We start from the raw sequence: 15,983 nt of genomic DNA, 5'->3' as shown, positions 1-15,983 counted from the left end.
AAACATTTGTGGCCAATACTTTGCTTGATGGGAAGCGCTTTGCGGAAATGGTGATTCAAGGAGCGAATCATCTATCTAATAATGCGAAAGTGGTGGATGCGTTAAACGTTTTTCCTGTTCCGGATGGGGATACGGGAACAAACATGAATTTATCCATCACAGCTGGAGCAAAAGAAGTACAAAAACATGTTTCATCAAATATCGGTTCTGTAGCTGGAGCATTTGCAAAAGGTCTGTTAATGGGCGCGCGTGGGAATTCTGGGGTTATTTTATCCCAGCTTTTTCGTGGGTTTGCAAAAGCGGTTGAAGGAAAAGAATCGATCAATGCGGATGAATTTGCTAAAGCTTTTCAAGCAGGTGTTGATACTGCCTATAAAGCTGTTATGAAGCCTGTTGAAGGGACCATTTTAACGGTTGCAAAAGATGCTGCGAAAAAAGCTGTTAAAACAGCTAAATCAACCGATGATCTGACAATTGTTATGGAAGAAGTGGTAAAAGAAGCAAAGGAGTCATTAAAGAGAACGCCTGAGCTTCTGCCTGTCCTAAAAGAAGTGGGCGTTGTGGATAGCGGTGGACAAGGACTTGTATTTATTTACGAGGGATTTTTGGCAGAATTAAAGGGAGAGAAAATTTCCGAATCCCCTAAGCTTCCTTCGATGGACAAACTGGTAAGTGCAGAGCATCATAAAAATGCACAAAGTCATATTAATACAGAAGATATTAAATATGGATATTGTACAGAATTTATGGTTCGGTTTGAAAAAGAAAAAGAGCCGTTTTCTGAAAAGAAATTTCGCGAAGATTTATCCCGGTTCGGAGATTCGCTTTTAGTAATTGCCGATGATGAACTTGTCAAAGTACATATCCATTCTGAACAGCCTGGCGAGGTATTGACATACGGGCAGCGCTACGGCAGCTTATTGAATATGAAAATTGAAAACATGCGCGAGCAGCATAGTACAATTGTCAATAATCAAACGGAAAATGTATTATCTACTGAACCGGCGGCACCCAAAAATGAAAAGTACGGAATTATCGCGGTTGCCATGGGCTCGGGAATTTCCGACCTTTTTACATCAATTGGTGCAACAAAAATTATTGAAGGCGGCCAGACGATGAATCCAAGTACTGAAGATTTTGTAAAGGCTGTCGAACAGTTGAACGCAGAGAATATTATTATTTTGCCGAACAATTCCAATATCATTATGGCAGCCAATCAAGCAGCACAAATAACTGATAAAAATATAAGAGTCATTGAAACGAAAAGCGTTCCTCAAGGATTATCCGCCCTGCTGGCTTTCAATCCTGAACTCGGTTTAGAGGAAAACGTAAAGGCGATGGAGGAAGCAAGCAGGAATGTGAAAACAGGACAAGTCACATATGCTGTAAGGGATACAAGTATTGACGGACTTGCGATAGAAAAAGGAGACTTCATGGGGATTTACGAGAAAACCATCGTCGCAAAAGATAAAAGCAAGCTTGAAGCTGCCAAAAAATTGTTGGATCAAATGATCGATGAAGAGGATGAAATATTGACGATTCTCCAAGGAGAAGATGCATCCGAAAACGAAGTAGACCAATTAGTCCAACATGTTGAAAATCATTATGAACATATCGAAATTGAGGTTCATAATGGAAATCAGCCATTATATTCTTATATTTTTTCAGTTGAGTAGAGCAGGAGGGCTTCGGCCTTCCTCTTTTTATTTCACGGTTTAAGTATTTTTGGTAAACTAAATATCGATATTTCAAACGGTTTTAAAGGAGGTTTCCCGCGGCTAAGTTCAAAGCTGCAAACAGAACATGAACCAATTGCTACAACCGGTCACAGCGGTTAAAGGGGTAGGAGAACAAACAGAACGTTTGCTGCATGATATGGGAATACATACTGTTTCTGATTTGCTTTATTATTTTCCTAATCGCTATGAAGACAACCGTTTAAAGGATCTTGCTGAAGTGAAGCATAAAGAAAGAGTGACAGTCGAAGGAAAGGTTTACAGCGAGCCATTGCTGACCTATTACGGAAAGAAGCGGTCGCGTCTTTCCTTTCGCCTGCTTGTCGGCCGTTATGTTGTCACTGCAGTTTGTTTTAATAGACCATATTACAAACAGAAGCTTGCCATCAATCAGGTTGTTACCGTCTCTGGCATTTGGGACCGCAATCGGCAAACTGTCAATGTTCAACAGATTCATTTTGGGCCTCATAAGCAAAATCAAGAAGTAGAACCCGTTTATTCAGTCCGCGGAAAGCTGACTGTTTCAGAGCTAAAACGGATTATCAGGACCGCCATCCAGTCGTATTCCAGTTTTATTCCAGAAAATTTGCCGGAAATGCTCAGGAAGCGATATAAATTGCCGATGAAAGAAGAAGCGGTAAGAGCCATGCACCTTCCCAAAAATGCCGATGAACTGAAACAAGCAAGAAGAAGATTTGTTTATGAAGAATTTTTATTATTTCAATTGAAAATGCAGGCGATTAAACATTTTCGCAGGTCTTCCTCAAGAGGAATTTCTCATCATTTTGATCGAAAAGAATTGCAATCCTTTATCGACACGCTTCCTTTTTCATTAACAAACGCACAAAAGCGTGTCGTTTCGGAAATTTTATCCGATATGTCTTCACCCTACAGGATGAACCGCCTTCTTCAAGGAGATGTTGGATCAGGGAAAACCGCAGTTGCTGCCATTGTGATGTATGCCGCTGTGTTAAGCGGCTATCAAGCGGCATTGATGGTTCCGACGGAAATTTTAGCTGAGCAGCATGCGAAATCATTGTCAAATCTTTTTTCGCATACGTCTGTCCGCATCGCTTTATTAACAAGCTCAATCAAAGGGAAAAAACGAAAAGAACTGCTTCTTCAGTTGAAATCCGGGGACATTAACATGATCATAGGGACGCATTCCCTTATTCAGGAGGAAGTGAATTTTTGCCGTTTAGGGCTTGTGATTACGGATGAACAGCATCGGTTCGGCGTCAATCAGCGAAGAATATTGCGGGAAAAAGGAGAATTCCCAGATGTGTTATTTATGACGGCAACTCCTATTCCAAGAACTCTTGCTATAACTGCATTTGGCGAAATGGATGTTTCCATCATTGATGAAATGCCTTCCGGAAGAAAGAAGGTAAAAACATATTGGGTTCGGCCGGAAATGTTAACCCGAATTCTAATATTTATTGAAAAAGAAGTGAAAAAGGGCCATCAAGCGTATGTGATTTGTCCGTTAATTGAAGAATCGGAAAATTTGGATGTTGAAAATGCTGTGACAGTGCACAGTCAATTAACTCAATTTTATCAGGGCAGAATTCAAATCGGCCTTTTGCATGGACGCATGTCACAAGAAGAGAAAAATCAGGTGATGATGGATTTTAGCGAAAATAAAGTGCAAGTTCTTGTCTCCACGACAGTAGTGGAAGTGGGCGTAAACGTACCGAATGCCACGGTCATGTTAGTTTACGATGCGGAGCGGTTTGGTCTTGCCCAGCTCCATCAGCTGAGAGGAAGAGTTGGCCGGGGAAATTTGCAATCCTATTGCATACTGCTTTCAGATCCGAAATCAGAAATAGGAAAAGAAAGAATGAGAATTATGACGGAAACAGATGACGGCTTCCGTTTAGCTGAAAAAGATTTGGAGCTTAGAGGTCCAGGAGATTTTTTCGGCAAAAAACAAAGCGGCATACCAGAGTTTAAAATCGCCGACATGGTCCATGATTACAGAGCGCTTGAAACTGCGAGATCTGACGCTGCCAAACTGATTCAGTCTGATGCTTTTTGGAAAGATGAACAATTTGCGCCGCTCCGCGATGATTTAGAGGCTTCCGGAGTGTTGAGCGGAGAGAAGCTGGATTAGCCAAAAAAGAATTCATGGTTGCAAACTTATTTCTTTGATTATATACTTGTTATTAGTACCTAGTCTTAATACTAGTCGGACGGTGTAAAAAATGAGACGCAGTAAAAAGGAAAGACAGCGTTTATTGTTGGAAACAATTCAAGAAACGCCTTTTATTACAGATGAAGAATTAGCTGAAAAATTTGGCGTCAGCGTCCAAACCATCCGTTTGGACAGACTAGAACTGTCGATCCCGGAATTAAGAGAACGAATCAAGCATGTCGCTGAACGAAAACTTGAAGATGAAGTCAAATCCCTTCCGATTGATGAAGTGATCGGTGAAATTATTGATCTTGAGCTCGATAAATCGGCTATTTCGATTTTTGATGTTAAAAAAGAGCATGTTTTTAGCCGAAATCAAATTGCACGCGGCCATCATCTATTTGCACAAGCGAACTCTCTTGCCGTTGCTTGCATTGATGATGAATTGGCATTAACGGCTAAAGCGACAATCCGTTTCACACGGCAAGTAAAAGAAAATGAGCGCGTTGTCGCAAAAGCAAAAGTCACTCGCATTGACCGAGATAAAGGCCGCACGTTTGTTGAAGTAAACAGCTATGTCGGCAACGAACTCGTTTTTTCAGGTGAATTTGAAATGTTCAGATCTGCGAATCAATCTAAAAAGGAAGGGGCAAAACATGAAGATAGCCATTGATGCAATGGGGGGAGACAACGCGCCTCAAGCGGTTGTAAAAGGAGCATTAAGAGCGCTTGATGAATTTTCTGATTTGGAAATTGAATTAATCGGAAATGAGTCGCTGATCACTCCATTGTTAGAAGGTAGACATACAAACGTTTCTATTTTTCATACAGAAGAAAAAATTGAAAATGACGACGAACCTGTTCGGGCTGTGCGCAGAAAAAAAAATGCGTCGATGGTCATTATGGCTGAAAGAGTTCGCGACAAAAAGGCGGATGCCTGCATTTCAGCTGGGAATACAGGCGCGCTTATGACTGCCGGTCTGTTTATTATCGGCCGTATAAACGGCATCGACCGGCCGGCGCTGGCACCAACGCTGCCGACCCTTGATGGAAAAGGCTTTGTGATGCTCGATGTCGGCGCTAATGCAGATGCGAAAATGGAACATCTGCAGCAGTATGCAATCATGGGCTCCGTTTATGCAGAAAAGGTGAGAGGGATCAAATCTCCGAGAGTTGGCTTGCTCAACATTGGAACGGAGGAGAAAAAGGGGAACGAATTAGCTAAACAGGCTTTTCTACTTCTATCTCAATCGCCGATCAACTTTGTCGGCAATGTAGAAGCGCGCGACCTGCTGTCAGGAGCGGCTGATGTTGTAGTAACGGACGGTTTTTCAGGAAACATTGCTTTGAAAGCCATTGAAGGCACAGCACTTTCGGTATTTGCCATGATGAAAGAGGCGTTGACAAGCTCTTTTACAGCGAAAATTGCTGCAGCTGTTTTGAAGCCGAAATTAAAAGGACTAAAGAAAAAAATGGATTATTCAGAGCATGGCGGGGCTTGCTTATTCGGGCTGAAAGCACCGGTGATCAAAGCCCACGGTTCATCCGATGAGCTGGCTATTTTTCATGCTATTCGCCAGGCTCGGGAAATAGTGGCGAACTCCGTATCTTCAACGATAGAAGAAACGATTCAGAACATGCAATTGAAAGGGGATTGACAATGGGGAAAACTGCTCTTCTGTTTCCGGGACAAGGCTCTCAGCAAGTCGGTATGGGAAAAGATTTTTTTGATCAAGTTCCCATTTCCAAGGAAATTTTTCAAAAAGCAAATGAACGTTTAGACTTTGATTTAACTTCTATTATTTTCAACGGTCCGCAAGAAGAATTGACGTTAACATACAATGCACAGCCTGCACTGCTGACGACAAGCGCTGCGATTTTTGAAGCATTGAAACAGTATGAAGTCGTTTTTGATTATGTTGCCGGACACAGCCTGGGTGAATATACAGCATTAGTGGCGGCAAACGTCATGACAGTTGAAGATGCAGTCTATGTTGTAAGAAAGCGCGGTGAACTGATGGAAAAAGCGGTTCCTGCAGGAGAAGGATCCATGGCTGCCGTTTTAGGTATGGTGCAGGAAGAACTTGAAAACATAACAAAACAAATCTCGAATGAAGGCACACTAGTACAACTGGCAAATTTAAATTGTCCCGGGCAAATCGTTATTTCTGGAACAAAAGAAGGAGTACAAAGAGCTGGGGAGCTTGCTAAAGAAAAGGGCGCCAAGCGGGTAATCCCGCTGGAAGTAAGCGGTCCATTTCATTCTGAATTGATGAAGCCGGCTGCCAGCGAGCTGTCAAAAGTGCTTGATGAAGTGACCATTCAAGATGCATCCGTTCCTGTCATCGCAAACGTGACTGCTGCTCCTGTTCAAAATAAAGATGAAATCAAGAGCCTTTTGATTGAGCAGCTTTATTCTCCTGTTCGATGGGAAGAAAGTGTACGGTCGATGATTCAAGCAGGGGTGACAACGTTTATTGAAATCGGTGCTGGAAAAGTTCTGACAGGTCTTGTCAAAAAGGTGGATCGCAGCGTTAAAACATACAATATTTTTGATTTGTCATCATTAGAAGCAGTTGTTCATGACATAAAGGAGGTATGATTATGCTTTCAGGGAAAACGGCCCTTGTAACGGGAGGAAGCCGCGGAATCGGCCGAGCGATTGCTATTGATCTTGCCAAAAATGGCGCGGATGTTGCTGTAAATTACTCTGGTAATGAGGAAAAAGCCAATGAAGTGGTAAAAGAAATTGAATCCTTAGGACGGAAAGCTTTTGCCATTCGCGCTAATGTTGCAAATGCTGATGAAGTAAACAGCATGGTCAATGAAGTAATCGAACGATTCGGCCGTCTCGACATTCTTGTAAATAATGCCGGAATCACGAAAGATAATTTGCTTATGCGAATGAAAGAATCAGAATGGGACGACGTGATCAACATAAATTTAAAAGGTGTTTTCAATTGTACAAAAGCGGTCACAAGACAAATGATGAAGCAGCGTTCCGGCAGGATCATCAACATCGCATCGATCGTCGGTATAGCTGGTAATGCTGGACAGGCAAACTATGTAGCGGCTAAAGCCGGGATTATCGGACTGACGAAGACGACTGCGAAGGAGCTGGCGGGCCGAAATATTACAGTAAATGCTGTAGCGCCAGGTTTTATTTCAACCGATATGACGGATCAGCTCCCTGAACAAATAAGAAATGAAATGCTCAAACAAATTCCGCTCGGACGTTTCGGCGAGCCGAATGATATTGCCAATATGGTAACATTCATAGCTTCTGATAAAAGCTCCTATATGACAGGGCAAACACTTTGTCTCGACGGCGGAATGGTCATGTATTAATTTTGAATTCGTTGTAGTAATATGAAGACAAATCTTCTATAATACTGGAGGGAGGTGAAAGTTATGGCAGATGTATTGGAGCGTGTTACGAAGATCATCGTCGACCGTCTCGGAGTTGATGAATCTGAAGTAAAGCTTGAATCCTCTTTTAAAGACGATCTCGGCGCTGATTCCCTAGACGTTGTTGAACTTGTTATGGAATTAGAAGATGAGTTCGGCATGGAAATTTCCGACGAAGAAGCGGAACAAATTGTGACTGTAGGGGATGCAGTTAATTACATACAGAGTAAACTATAATTGCATGTTTTTAAAAAGTCCCGTATCTTTGCGGGGCTTTCTCCCTTTTCATCCCTTTTTTTGTTAACATAAAGTAGAGGTTGTTTCATTTGTTTAGAAAATGGAGGTAACGTATGCCTAACAAAACAAATTTAAAAAAAAATTTTTTTAAAAAAATAGAAAAGTTTCGTGATTTCCAAGCAAAAATCGGCATTACGTTCACGAATGAAAAGCTCTTATTTCAGGCTTTTACACATTCATCCTATGTGAATGAGCATCGCAAAAAACCGTATGAAGACAATGAACGGCTGGAATATTTAGGTGATGCAGTATTGGAGCTGACGGTTTCGGAGTACTTGTATAAAAAATATCCGACAATGTCTGAAGGCAATTTAACAAAGCTGAGAGCTGCCATTGTTTGCGAGCCATCGCTTGTTACTTTTGCCAACGAGCTTTCTTTTGGCGAACTCGTTTTGCTCGGAAAAGGAGAGGAAATGACTGGGGGGCGCGGTCGTCCAGCTCTTTTAGCTGATGTCTTTGAGGCATTTATCGGCGCTTTGTATTTGGATCAAGGTCTTGAGTCAGTCACTTCTTTTTTAAATAAGGTCGTTTTCCCGAAAATCGACGAAGGTGCTTTTTCTCATGTGATGGATTTTAAAAGCAGATTGCAAGAGCTTATTCAGCGTGACGGAAAAGGTGTTTTGGATTATAAAATTTTGGAAGAAAAAGGCCCCGCTCATAATAAAGAATTTGTTGCAACCGTATCTTTAAACGGAGAGGTGATCGGTTCAGGAGTGGGCCGTTCCAAAAAAGAAGCAGAACAGCATGCAGCTGAACAAGGATTGCAAAAATTAGGCGAATTCCCCCAAAAATAAACGGGGGATTTTTTATTGATATTGCTCCGATCATTTTTTGTTATGGTAAAATAGGAAAGACTTATTTGGAATGAAAGGGGATCACCATGTTCCTCAAACGTTTAGATATCGTAGGATTTAAATCTTTTGCAGATCGGATCAGCGTTGATTTTGCTGGCGGTGTTACCGCTGTTGTCGGCCCAAATGGGAGCGGAAAATCGAATATAACAGAAGCTATTCGATGGGTTCTTGGGGAGCAATCAGCAAAATCATTAAGAGGATCCAAAATGGAGGATATTATTTTTGCTGGAAGCGATACTCGCAAACGTTTAAATATGGCGGAAGTCACTTTAACTCTTGATAACGGCGATCAGTTTTTGCCGATCGATTATCATGAGGTAAGTGTGACAAGAAGAGTTTACCGCTCTGGAGAAAGTGAATTTTTTATAAACAAGCAATCTTGCCGCTTAAAAGATATTATCGACCTGTTCATGGATTCCGGTCTCGGAAAAGAAGCGTTTTCAATTATCAGCCAAGGAAAGGTTGAAGAAATTTTAAGCGCGAAACCGGAAGATCGGCGGACAATTTTTGAAGAAGCGGCTGGTGTGCTAAAATATAAAACCCGAAAAAAGAAAGCTGAAATAAAACTTGCTGAAACTGAAGAAAATTTAAATAGAGTTCAAGACATTTTATATGAACTGAATGCGCAAATTGAGCCCCTTAAAATGCAGGCATCTATTGCAAAGGATTATTTGGATAAAAAGGAAGAACTGAAGCAGCATGAGGTCGCTCTTCTCGCGCATGAAATTGAAGAGCTTCATGATAGATGGGAAGCATTGAAGCGTTCGGTCGAAGAAAATCGCGATCGCGAACTAGAGCTGACATCGCAAATACAAAAAAAAGAAGCGAATCTGGAAGAAATGCGGGATCAAATCAGTGCATTGGATGAATCAATCAATGATTTGCAGCAAGTTCTTCTTTTGGCAAGCGAAGAACTGGAGAAGCTTGAAGGGAAAAAAGAAGTTTTAAAAGAAAGAAAAAAACATGCGGCGCAAAACGAACAGCAGTTGAAAGAGCAAATCGCTGAGCTGACTGAACAAATAAATCAATTATTAAAAGAAAAAGAAGAGCAAAAAAGCGTCTATGAAACATGCGAAAAAGAAGTAAAAGAACTAAAATCCTTCCTGCAAAAAAAAGAAAACGAGCTGCTAAGCCTGGATGGAAACATCGAGGAAAAGCTTGAGCAGCTAAAAAGTGACTATTTTGAAAAATTAAATGAACTGGCAAGCGCTCGAAATGAAATCAATTATATTGAGGAGCAGCTAAGCTTGCGAAAAGTCAAAGCAGACCGCTTAGACGAGGCAAACGAAAAATATATTTCCGAAAGAAAAGAGCTGAAAAAAGAGAAAGGGAAAATAGAAGCACAGCTTTCTAAAATCGGAAAAACATTGCAAAATCAGCTTTCCTCTTATCATACAGGCTTAAAAACGTTGGAAAGCCTAAAACAACAATATGAAAAGAAGGAATCGCTGCTTTATCAAGCATATCAATATTTACAAAAAGCAAAATCAAAAAAAGAAATGCTAGAGGCGATGCAGGAGGATTATACCGGTTTCTTCCAGGGTGTCCGCGAAGTTTTAAAAGCAAAACACAAGCTAAAAGGCATACATGGTGCTGCTATCGAGCTGTTGACAACGAAACATGAATATGAAACAGCCATTGAAATTGCTCTTGGCGCGGCAAGCCAGCATATAGTCGTTGACGATGAAGAATCGGCAAGACAGGCGATTGCGTTTTTGAAGAAAAATGCATTCGGCAGAGCGACGTTCCTTCCTTTATCTGTCATCAAAGGCCGCTCAATCCCGAAATATCAGCTTTCGATTGCAGAAAGCCATCCTGATTTTATCGGGATAGCGTCTCAACTCGTGGAATATGAATCAGCATATAAGCCGATCATAGAAAATCTGTTAGGAAACGTTATTATTGCAAAAACGTTGGAAGGGGCAAATGCGATTGCCAAACAAATTCAGTACTCGCACCGAATTGTTACGCTTGAAGGCGATGTAGTCAATCCAGGCGGATCGATGACAGGAGGAGCGGTGAAGCAGAAATCACCTTCTTTCCTTACCAAAAACCGAGAGCTTGAGTCGATTCGCGACAAAATTGCGGAAATGGAAGAAAAGACAGCTTTGCTCGAAAAAGAAGTAAAAAATCTGAAGCAATCGATTGCCAAAAAAGAGAAAGAGCTTGATGATCTGCGGGAAGAAGGATCTTCTTTGCGAATGGAAGAGCAAGCTTTGAAGGGCAGCTTGAGGGAAATTGAATTAAAAGAGCGAAATATTAATGATCATTTGAAGCTTTACGATGCTGAAAAAATCGCCTATGTAGAAGAACAGGAGAAGTTAGATGAAAGAAAAACAAAATTGCTGTCCTCCATCGAACAAATGGAAGGACAAATACAACAGCTAGATTCAGAGATTCGTCAGCTGGCCGAGAAGAAGGAGAAACAGCAAAAATCAAAGGAAGAATGGATGCAGGAAATAACAGAGCTCAAAATTATTCTTGCAGGAAAAGAGGAATCCTTTAAAAATAGTAAGGAACAATTAGCACGCCTTGAAAAAGAATATCATCTGGCGAATCAAAAAAAGAAAGAGGCGGAAAAAGATTTACAACTATTATTGGATGAAATCGACCGCGATCACTCCGGTGAAATCCAATTGGAAGAAATAAAAAAGGAGAAGCTTGAGGACAAAAATAAAACAATTGAATTGATCGCATCCCGCAGACGCCAGCGAATGAGCATGCAAGAAGAGCTGGAACGAGAAGAAAAAGAATGGAAAGAGCTGAAGCGCGCTCATAAACAACTGACGGACGTTCTAAAAGATGAAGAAGTGAAATTAAACAGGCTGGATGTGGAGCTTGATCAGCTCTTGAATTATTTGCAAAATGAGTATAAGCTAACTTTTGAAGCAGCAAAGGCCCGCTTTCCTTTACAGATGGAGAAAGAAGAGGCGAAGAAAAAAGTAAAGCTGATTAAACTGGCATTAGAAGAGCTTGGAACCGTAAACTTAGGGGCAATTGATGAGTACGAGCGGGTGCGTGAACGGCATGAGTTTTTAACAGAACAGAGGGACGATTTATTGAATGCAAAAGAAACTCTTTTTAAAGTCATCGCCGAAATGGATGAAGAAATGAAAAAGCAGTTTTCCCAAATGTTTGCCAAAATACGTTCTCAATTCGATATCGTTTTTAAAGAACTGTTCGGAGGCGGAAAAGCGGATTTAATTTTGACAAATCCCGACGATCTGTTAAACACCGGAGTGGACATTATTGCTCAGCCTCCAGGGAAAAAACTGCAATATTTAAGCCTGCTGTCCGGAGGCGAACGCGCTTTGACTGCAATTGCCCTTCTATTTTCCATATTAAAGGTACGTCCTGTTCCGTTTTGTGTTCTCGATGAAGTAGAGGCGGCATTGGATGAAGCAAACGTTCAAAGATTTTCTAAATTTTTGAAGCGTTTCAGTGAGAATACTCAATTTATTGTCATCACCCACCGGAAAGGGACGATGGAAGAAGCGGATGCTTTATATGGTGTGACAATGCAAGAATCGGGAGTGTCAAAAGTTGTATCCGTCCGCTTGGAAGATACAGTTAGATATGTGAAATCGTCGTGAAAGGAAGAAAAATAAATGAGTTTTTTTAAGAAATTAAAAGAAAAAATTTCAAAGCAGAAGGATTCAGTAACGGCAAAATTTAAAGAAGGGCTTGAAAAAACGAGAAGCTCTTTTACAGAAAGCTTAAATGAACTTGTTTCGCGCTATCGAAAGGTTGATGAAGAATTTTTCGAGGAATTAGAGGAAATTTTGATTACTGCCGATGTCGGCGTTCAAACGGTCATGGACTTGATCGATGAATTGAAAATGGAAGTGAAAAGGCGAAACATTCAAGAACCGAAGGAAGTGCGCGCTGCCATTTCCGAAAAGCTTGTTGAAATTTACCAAGGAGAAGACGGCGCTCCTACCGATTTAAACATTGAAGACGGCCGGTTAAACATCGTATTGTTTGTTGGCGTCAATGGTGTTGGAAAAACGACGACGATCGGAAAGCTTGCACATCGATTAAAAGAAGAAGGAAAATCTGTCCTTCTTGCTGCCGGCGACACGTTCCGAGCAGGCGCCATCGAACAGCTGGAAGTTTGGGGGGATCGGGTTGGCGTAGATGTGATTAAACAATCGGCAGGCTCTGATCCTGCTGCCGTCGTGTATGACGCCATTCAGGCCGCTCGCTCTCGAAAAGTAGACGTCTTATTATGTGATACTGCTGGACGGCTTCAAAATAAGATGAATTTAATGAAAGAGCTTGAGAAAGTAAAGCGGGTTATCGAACGGGAAATTCCAGGTGCTCCGCATGAAGTGCTGCTTGTCCTTGATGCGACAACCGGACAAAATGCAATGAGCCAGGCAAGACAGTTTTCGGAGGCGACAAATGTCACTGGAATTGCCTTGACAAAATTGGATGGCACTGCGAAGGGAGGAATTGTTCTAGCCATTCGAAATGAGCTGAACATTCCTGTAAAACTGGTGGGGCTTGGCGAAAAAATGGACGATCTTGAGAAATTTGATGCAGAGAAATATGTTTATGGGCTGTTTGCCGATTTAGTAGATGAAGCGTAATGTAATTGTGTTAAGAAAAAAACTTGACATCTACAGTTAGAATCGATACACTAAAAACATGTAAAGGCAATTCACTTAACAACAGGGGGTGTTGATGTTGCTTGAAAAAACAACGAGGATGAATTATTTATTTGATTTTTATCAGTCGTTGTTGACGCCAAAGCAAAAAAGCTACATGTCTCTGTACTACTTGGATGATTACTCCCTAGGTGAAATTGCTGAAGAATACAACGTCAGCCGCCAGGCAGTGTACGACAACATAAAACGGACGGAAATGATGCTGGAGGAATACGAGCAGAAGCTTCAGCTGTTCAAGAAATTTCAAGAGCGTAAAAAAATAATTGAAAAGCTGAAAGGTCTGCCTTTCCAATCAGAAATGAAGGAAGAATTTGACCGACTACTTCATCTTTTGGAAAAACTGGATTAGGAGGAGCCGCCATGGCTTTTGAGGGATTAGCCAACCGACTGCAAAACACGATGGCTAAAATCCGCGGCAAAGGAAAGGTTTCTGAAGCGGATGTCAAAGAAATGATGAGGGAAGTTCGTCTTGCTCTTTTGGAAGCGGACGTCAACTATAAAGTCGTCAAAGACTTTATTAAGAAAGTCAGCGAAAGGGCTGTTGGCCAGGAAGTCATGAAAAGCTTGACACCAGGCCAGCAAGTTATCAAAGTAGTGAAAGAAGAGCTGACCGAGCTGATGGGCGGCGAGCAGAGCAAAATTGCCGTAAGCAAACGGCCGCCGACGGTGATTTTGATGGCGGGCCTTCAAGGTGCGGGGAAAACGACTACGACTGGAAAGCTTGCCAACTACTTGCGAAAAAAACATAACCGAAACCCGCTTCTTGTTGCAGCTGATATTTATCGTCCTGCAGCCATTAAACAATTAGAAACATTAGGAAAGCAGCTCGGCATGCCTGTATTTTCACTCGGCGACAAGGTAAGCCCTGTTGAAATAGCCAAACAGGCGCTGGAATACGCCAAAAATGAGCATCATGATTATGTTCTCATTGATACAGCCGGACGCTTGCATATCGATGAAAATCTGATGGATGAATTAAAGCAGGTGAAGGAAGCTGCAAATCCTGATGAGATTTTTCTCGTTGTCGATGCCATGACTGGACAAGATGCCGTCAATGTGGCAAAAAGCTTTCATGATGAGCTTGGCATTACCGGTGTTATTTTGACAAAGCTTGATGGGGATACACGTGGCGGTGCTGCGCTTTCCATTCGTGCGGCAACAGGTGCTCCGATTAAATTTGCCGGGATGGGCGAAAAGCTGGATGCGCTCGAACCGTTTCATCCCGAACGAATGGCATCGCGTATATTAGGAATGGGAGATGTCTTAACCCTGATTGAAAAGGCTCAAGAGAACGTCGATCAGGAGAAAGCGAAGCAGCTGGAAGAAAAAATGAGGACGATGTCTTTTACCTTTGATGATTTTTTAGAGCAGCTTGAACAAGTAAGAAACATGGGTCCTCTTGATGAGTTGATTTCCATGCTGCCTGGTGCAGGAAAAATGAAAGGCTTGAAAAACATTCAAGTTGATGAAAAGCAGCTAAGCCACGTTGAAGCGATCATCCGCTCCATGACAAAAGAAGAAAAAGAGAAGCCGGAAATTATTAATGCAAGCAGAAGAAAACGGATTGCTAAAGGGAGCGGTACTTCTGTCCAGGAAGTAAACAGGCTTTTAAAGCAGTTTGAAGAAATGAAAAAAATGATGAAGCAAATGACTTCAATGACAAAAGGCAAGCGAAAAGGATTTAAATTTCCTTTTATGTAATAAAAATTTATTCTGTTAAGAAAAAACACTTTACAAACTTTTTGATCATTGATAATATTCTATTTTGTTGAAAATATTTCGGAGGTGTAAAAAAATATGGCAGTTAAAATTCGTTTAAAACGCATGGGTGCAAAAAAATCTCCATTTTATCGCATTGTTGTAGCTGATTCCCGTTCTCCTCGAGATGGACGTTTCATTGAAACGATCGGTACGTACAATCCAGTAAAGGATCCTGCTGAAGTGAAAATTGACGAAGAATTGGCTCTTAAGTGGCTTCAAAACGGTGCAAAACCGTCTGACACTGTTCGTAACCTGTTTTCGAAACAAGGGATTATGGAAAAATTCCACAATGCGAAATATAGTAAATAATGTGTGATTATTATGGAACAGTTAATAACAACAATTGCCAAAGCTATTGTTGATCATCCGGATGAAGTCAAGGTGAACAGAGAGGAGAAAAAAGGTGAAATTGTATATACTCTTTCTGTTCACCAAGACGATATTGGCAAAGTGATTGGAAAACAAGGCCGTATTGCAAAAGCGATCAGGACGGTCGTTTATGCAGCGGCTAGCGGCAAATCAATGAGAGTAACGCTTAAAATTAATGATTAAAAGGTGAGGGGATTGCTCCTCGCCTTTTTTACAAAAGAAGAAAAGCTGATTTCGCAGGATCAAAAAATCACATTTGAAATTGCGACGATTCCAGACCTCCCTCTTCTGGCCAGAAGGGAAAAGCCGGGAGGGATCTTCCATGAATATACTCCTCGGAGCAATTTTATGACTGGAGGAGAGAGGAATGAAAATCATTTATCCGATCACAGTAAAGCAAATATTGACGGAAAACAGCAAGGAAAAACTGATTCATAAATGGCAGGCAAAAAAAGAAGAAATGAAACGGGAATGCGATCAATTATATTTTCAGCTGAAAAAAGCTGAAAAAACAACAAAAAACCAGTCCATCATTTCCCAGTACCATCAGGAAATCAACAAAAGAAAGGAAAAAATGAAGTTGATGGAATTTAAGCTTCAGCAAATCGATATGCTCCCTCTAGGCAGCGAATTAAAAGAACGGGAAGTGAACGCAGTAATCGAAGTAAAAGAAGGCGACAACTGGGATCAATTGCTGAATGAAAAAACGATTGTGATCGAAGATGGAGTAGTAAAAGAGATTCGCTAGAGGTGA

At 41.3% G+C, this 15,983-nt stretch carries 15 protein-coding genes; all 15 read left to right on the top strand.

The window, feature by feature from the left end; translation table 11 throughout:
- Positions 1 to 8: 8 nt before the first annotated feature.
- The 15 genes from NSS70_RS12410 to NSS70_RS12340 all read left to right on the top strand — a co-directional run bounded on the left by NSS70_RS12410 (position 9) and on the right by NSS70_RS12340 (position 15,977).
- Entirely contained in the window at positions 9 to 1,676 is a 1,668-nt protein-coding gene (locus NSS70_RS12410) for a DAK2 domain-containing protein (RefSeq protein WP_066246543.1), read from the top strand.
- 127 nt (positions 1,677 to 1,803) lie between these two features.
- The gene (gene recG / locus NSS70_RS12405) at positions 1,804 to 3,849 is read left to right on the top strand and encodes an ATP-dependent DNA helicase RecG (RefSeq protein WP_339230536.1); all 2,046 of its coding nucleotides are present in this window, start codon (positions 1,804 to 1,806) and stop codon (positions 3,847 to 3,849) included.
- A 91-nt stretch (positions 3,850 to 3,940) separates the two neighbouring features.
- Entirely contained in the window at positions 3,941 to 4,543 is a 603-nt protein-coding gene (fapR, locus tag NSS70_RS12400; protein ID WP_063388440.1) for a transcription factor FapR, read from the top strand.
- Positions 4,527 to 5,528, top strand: a complete 1,002-nt coding sequence (plsX, locus tag NSS70_RS12395) for a phosphate acyltransferase PlsX (RefSeq protein ID WP_340881717.1) — start codon at positions 4,527 to 4,529, stop codon at positions 5,526 to 5,528. The genes fapR and plsX overlap by 17 nt, the downstream gene beginning before the upstream one ends.
- Positions 5,529 to 5,530: 2 nt before the next feature.
- Complete coding sequence (gene fabD / locus NSS70_RS12390; RefSeq protein WP_063388438.1) at positions 5,531 to 6,472, top strand: ACP S-malonyltransferase; 942 nt, start codon at positions 5,531 to 5,533, stop codon at positions 6,470 to 6,472.
- A gap of 2 nt (positions 6,473 to 6,474) precedes the next feature.
- The gene (gene fabG, locus NSS70_RS12385; protein ID WP_063388437.1) at positions 6,475 to 7,218 is read left to right on the top strand and encodes a 3-oxoacyl-[acyl-carrier-protein] reductase; all 744 of its coding nucleotides are present in this window, start codon (positions 6,475 to 6,477) and stop codon (positions 7,216 to 7,218) included.
- A gap of 63 nt (positions 7,219 to 7,281) precedes the next feature.
- A complete protein-coding gene (locus NSS70_RS12380; protein WP_063388436.1) occupies positions 7,282 to 7,515 on the top strand; it encodes an acyl carrier protein in 234 nt (77 codons plus the stop codon).
- Positions 7,516 to 7,628: 113 nt separating this feature from the next.
- Positions 7,629 to 8,369 (top strand): ribonuclease III, encoded by a 741-nt coding sequence (gene rnc / locus NSS70_RS12375; protein ID WP_063388435.1) that lies wholly within the window; start codon positions 7,629 to 7,631, stop codon positions 8,367 to 8,369.
- A gap of 86 nt (positions 8,370 to 8,455) precedes the next feature.
- Positions 8,456 to 12,022, top strand: coding sequence for a chromosome segregation protein SMC (gene smc, locus NSS70_RS12370; protein ID WP_339230541.1), 3,567 nt, complete (start codon positions 8,456 to 8,458; stop codon positions 12,020 to 12,022).
- A gap of 15 nt (positions 12,023 to 12,037) precedes the next feature.
- Positions 12,038 to 13,021, top strand: coding sequence for a signal recognition particle-docking protein FtsY (gene ftsY / locus NSS70_RS12365; protein WP_063388433.1), 984 nt, complete (start codon positions 12,038 to 12,040; stop codon positions 13,019 to 13,021).
- 94 nt (positions 13,022 to 13,115) lie between these two features.
- Positions 13,116 to 13,448, top strand: coding sequence for a putative DNA-binding protein (locus tag NSS70_RS12360; protein ID WP_063388432.1), 333 nt, complete (start codon positions 13,116 to 13,118; stop codon positions 13,446 to 13,448).
- Between the two features lie 11 nt (positions 13,449 to 13,459).
- Complete coding sequence (gene ffh / locus NSS70_RS12355) at positions 13,460 to 14,800, top strand: signal recognition particle protein (RefSeq protein WP_066246533.1); 1,341 nt, start codon at positions 13,460 to 13,462, stop codon at positions 14,798 to 14,800.
- Between the two features lie 96 nt (positions 14,801 to 14,896).
- The gene (rpsP, locus tag NSS70_RS12350; RefSeq protein WP_063388430.1) at positions 14,897 to 15,169 is read left to right on the top strand and encodes a 30S ribosomal protein S16; all 273 of its coding nucleotides are present in this window, start codon (positions 14,897 to 14,899) and stop codon (positions 15,167 to 15,169) included.
- Positions 15,170 to 15,181: 12 nt separating this feature from the next.
- Positions 15,182 to 15,412: a KH domain-containing protein gene (locus NSS70_RS12345; protein WP_063388429.1), complete on the top strand. Its 231-nt coding sequence runs from the start codon at positions 15,182 to 15,184 to the stop codon at positions 15,410 to 15,412.
- Positions 15,413 to 15,596: 184 nt separating this feature from the next.
- A complete protein-coding gene (locus tag NSS70_RS12340) occupies positions 15,597 to 15,977 on the top strand; it encodes a YlqD family protein (protein WP_063388427.1) in 381 nt (126 codons plus the stop codon).
- Positions 15,978 to 15,983: the final 6 nt, after the last annotated feature.

The organism is Aeribacillus sp. FSL K6-2848 (assembly GCF_038004325.1).
Classification (GTDB): Bacteria; Bacillota; Bacilli; order Bacillales; family Aeribacillaceae; genus Aeribacillus; species Aeribacillus composti.
Note: the sequence above shows the minus strand (reverse complement) of the source record. Positions and strands in the feature narration are given on the sequence as shown.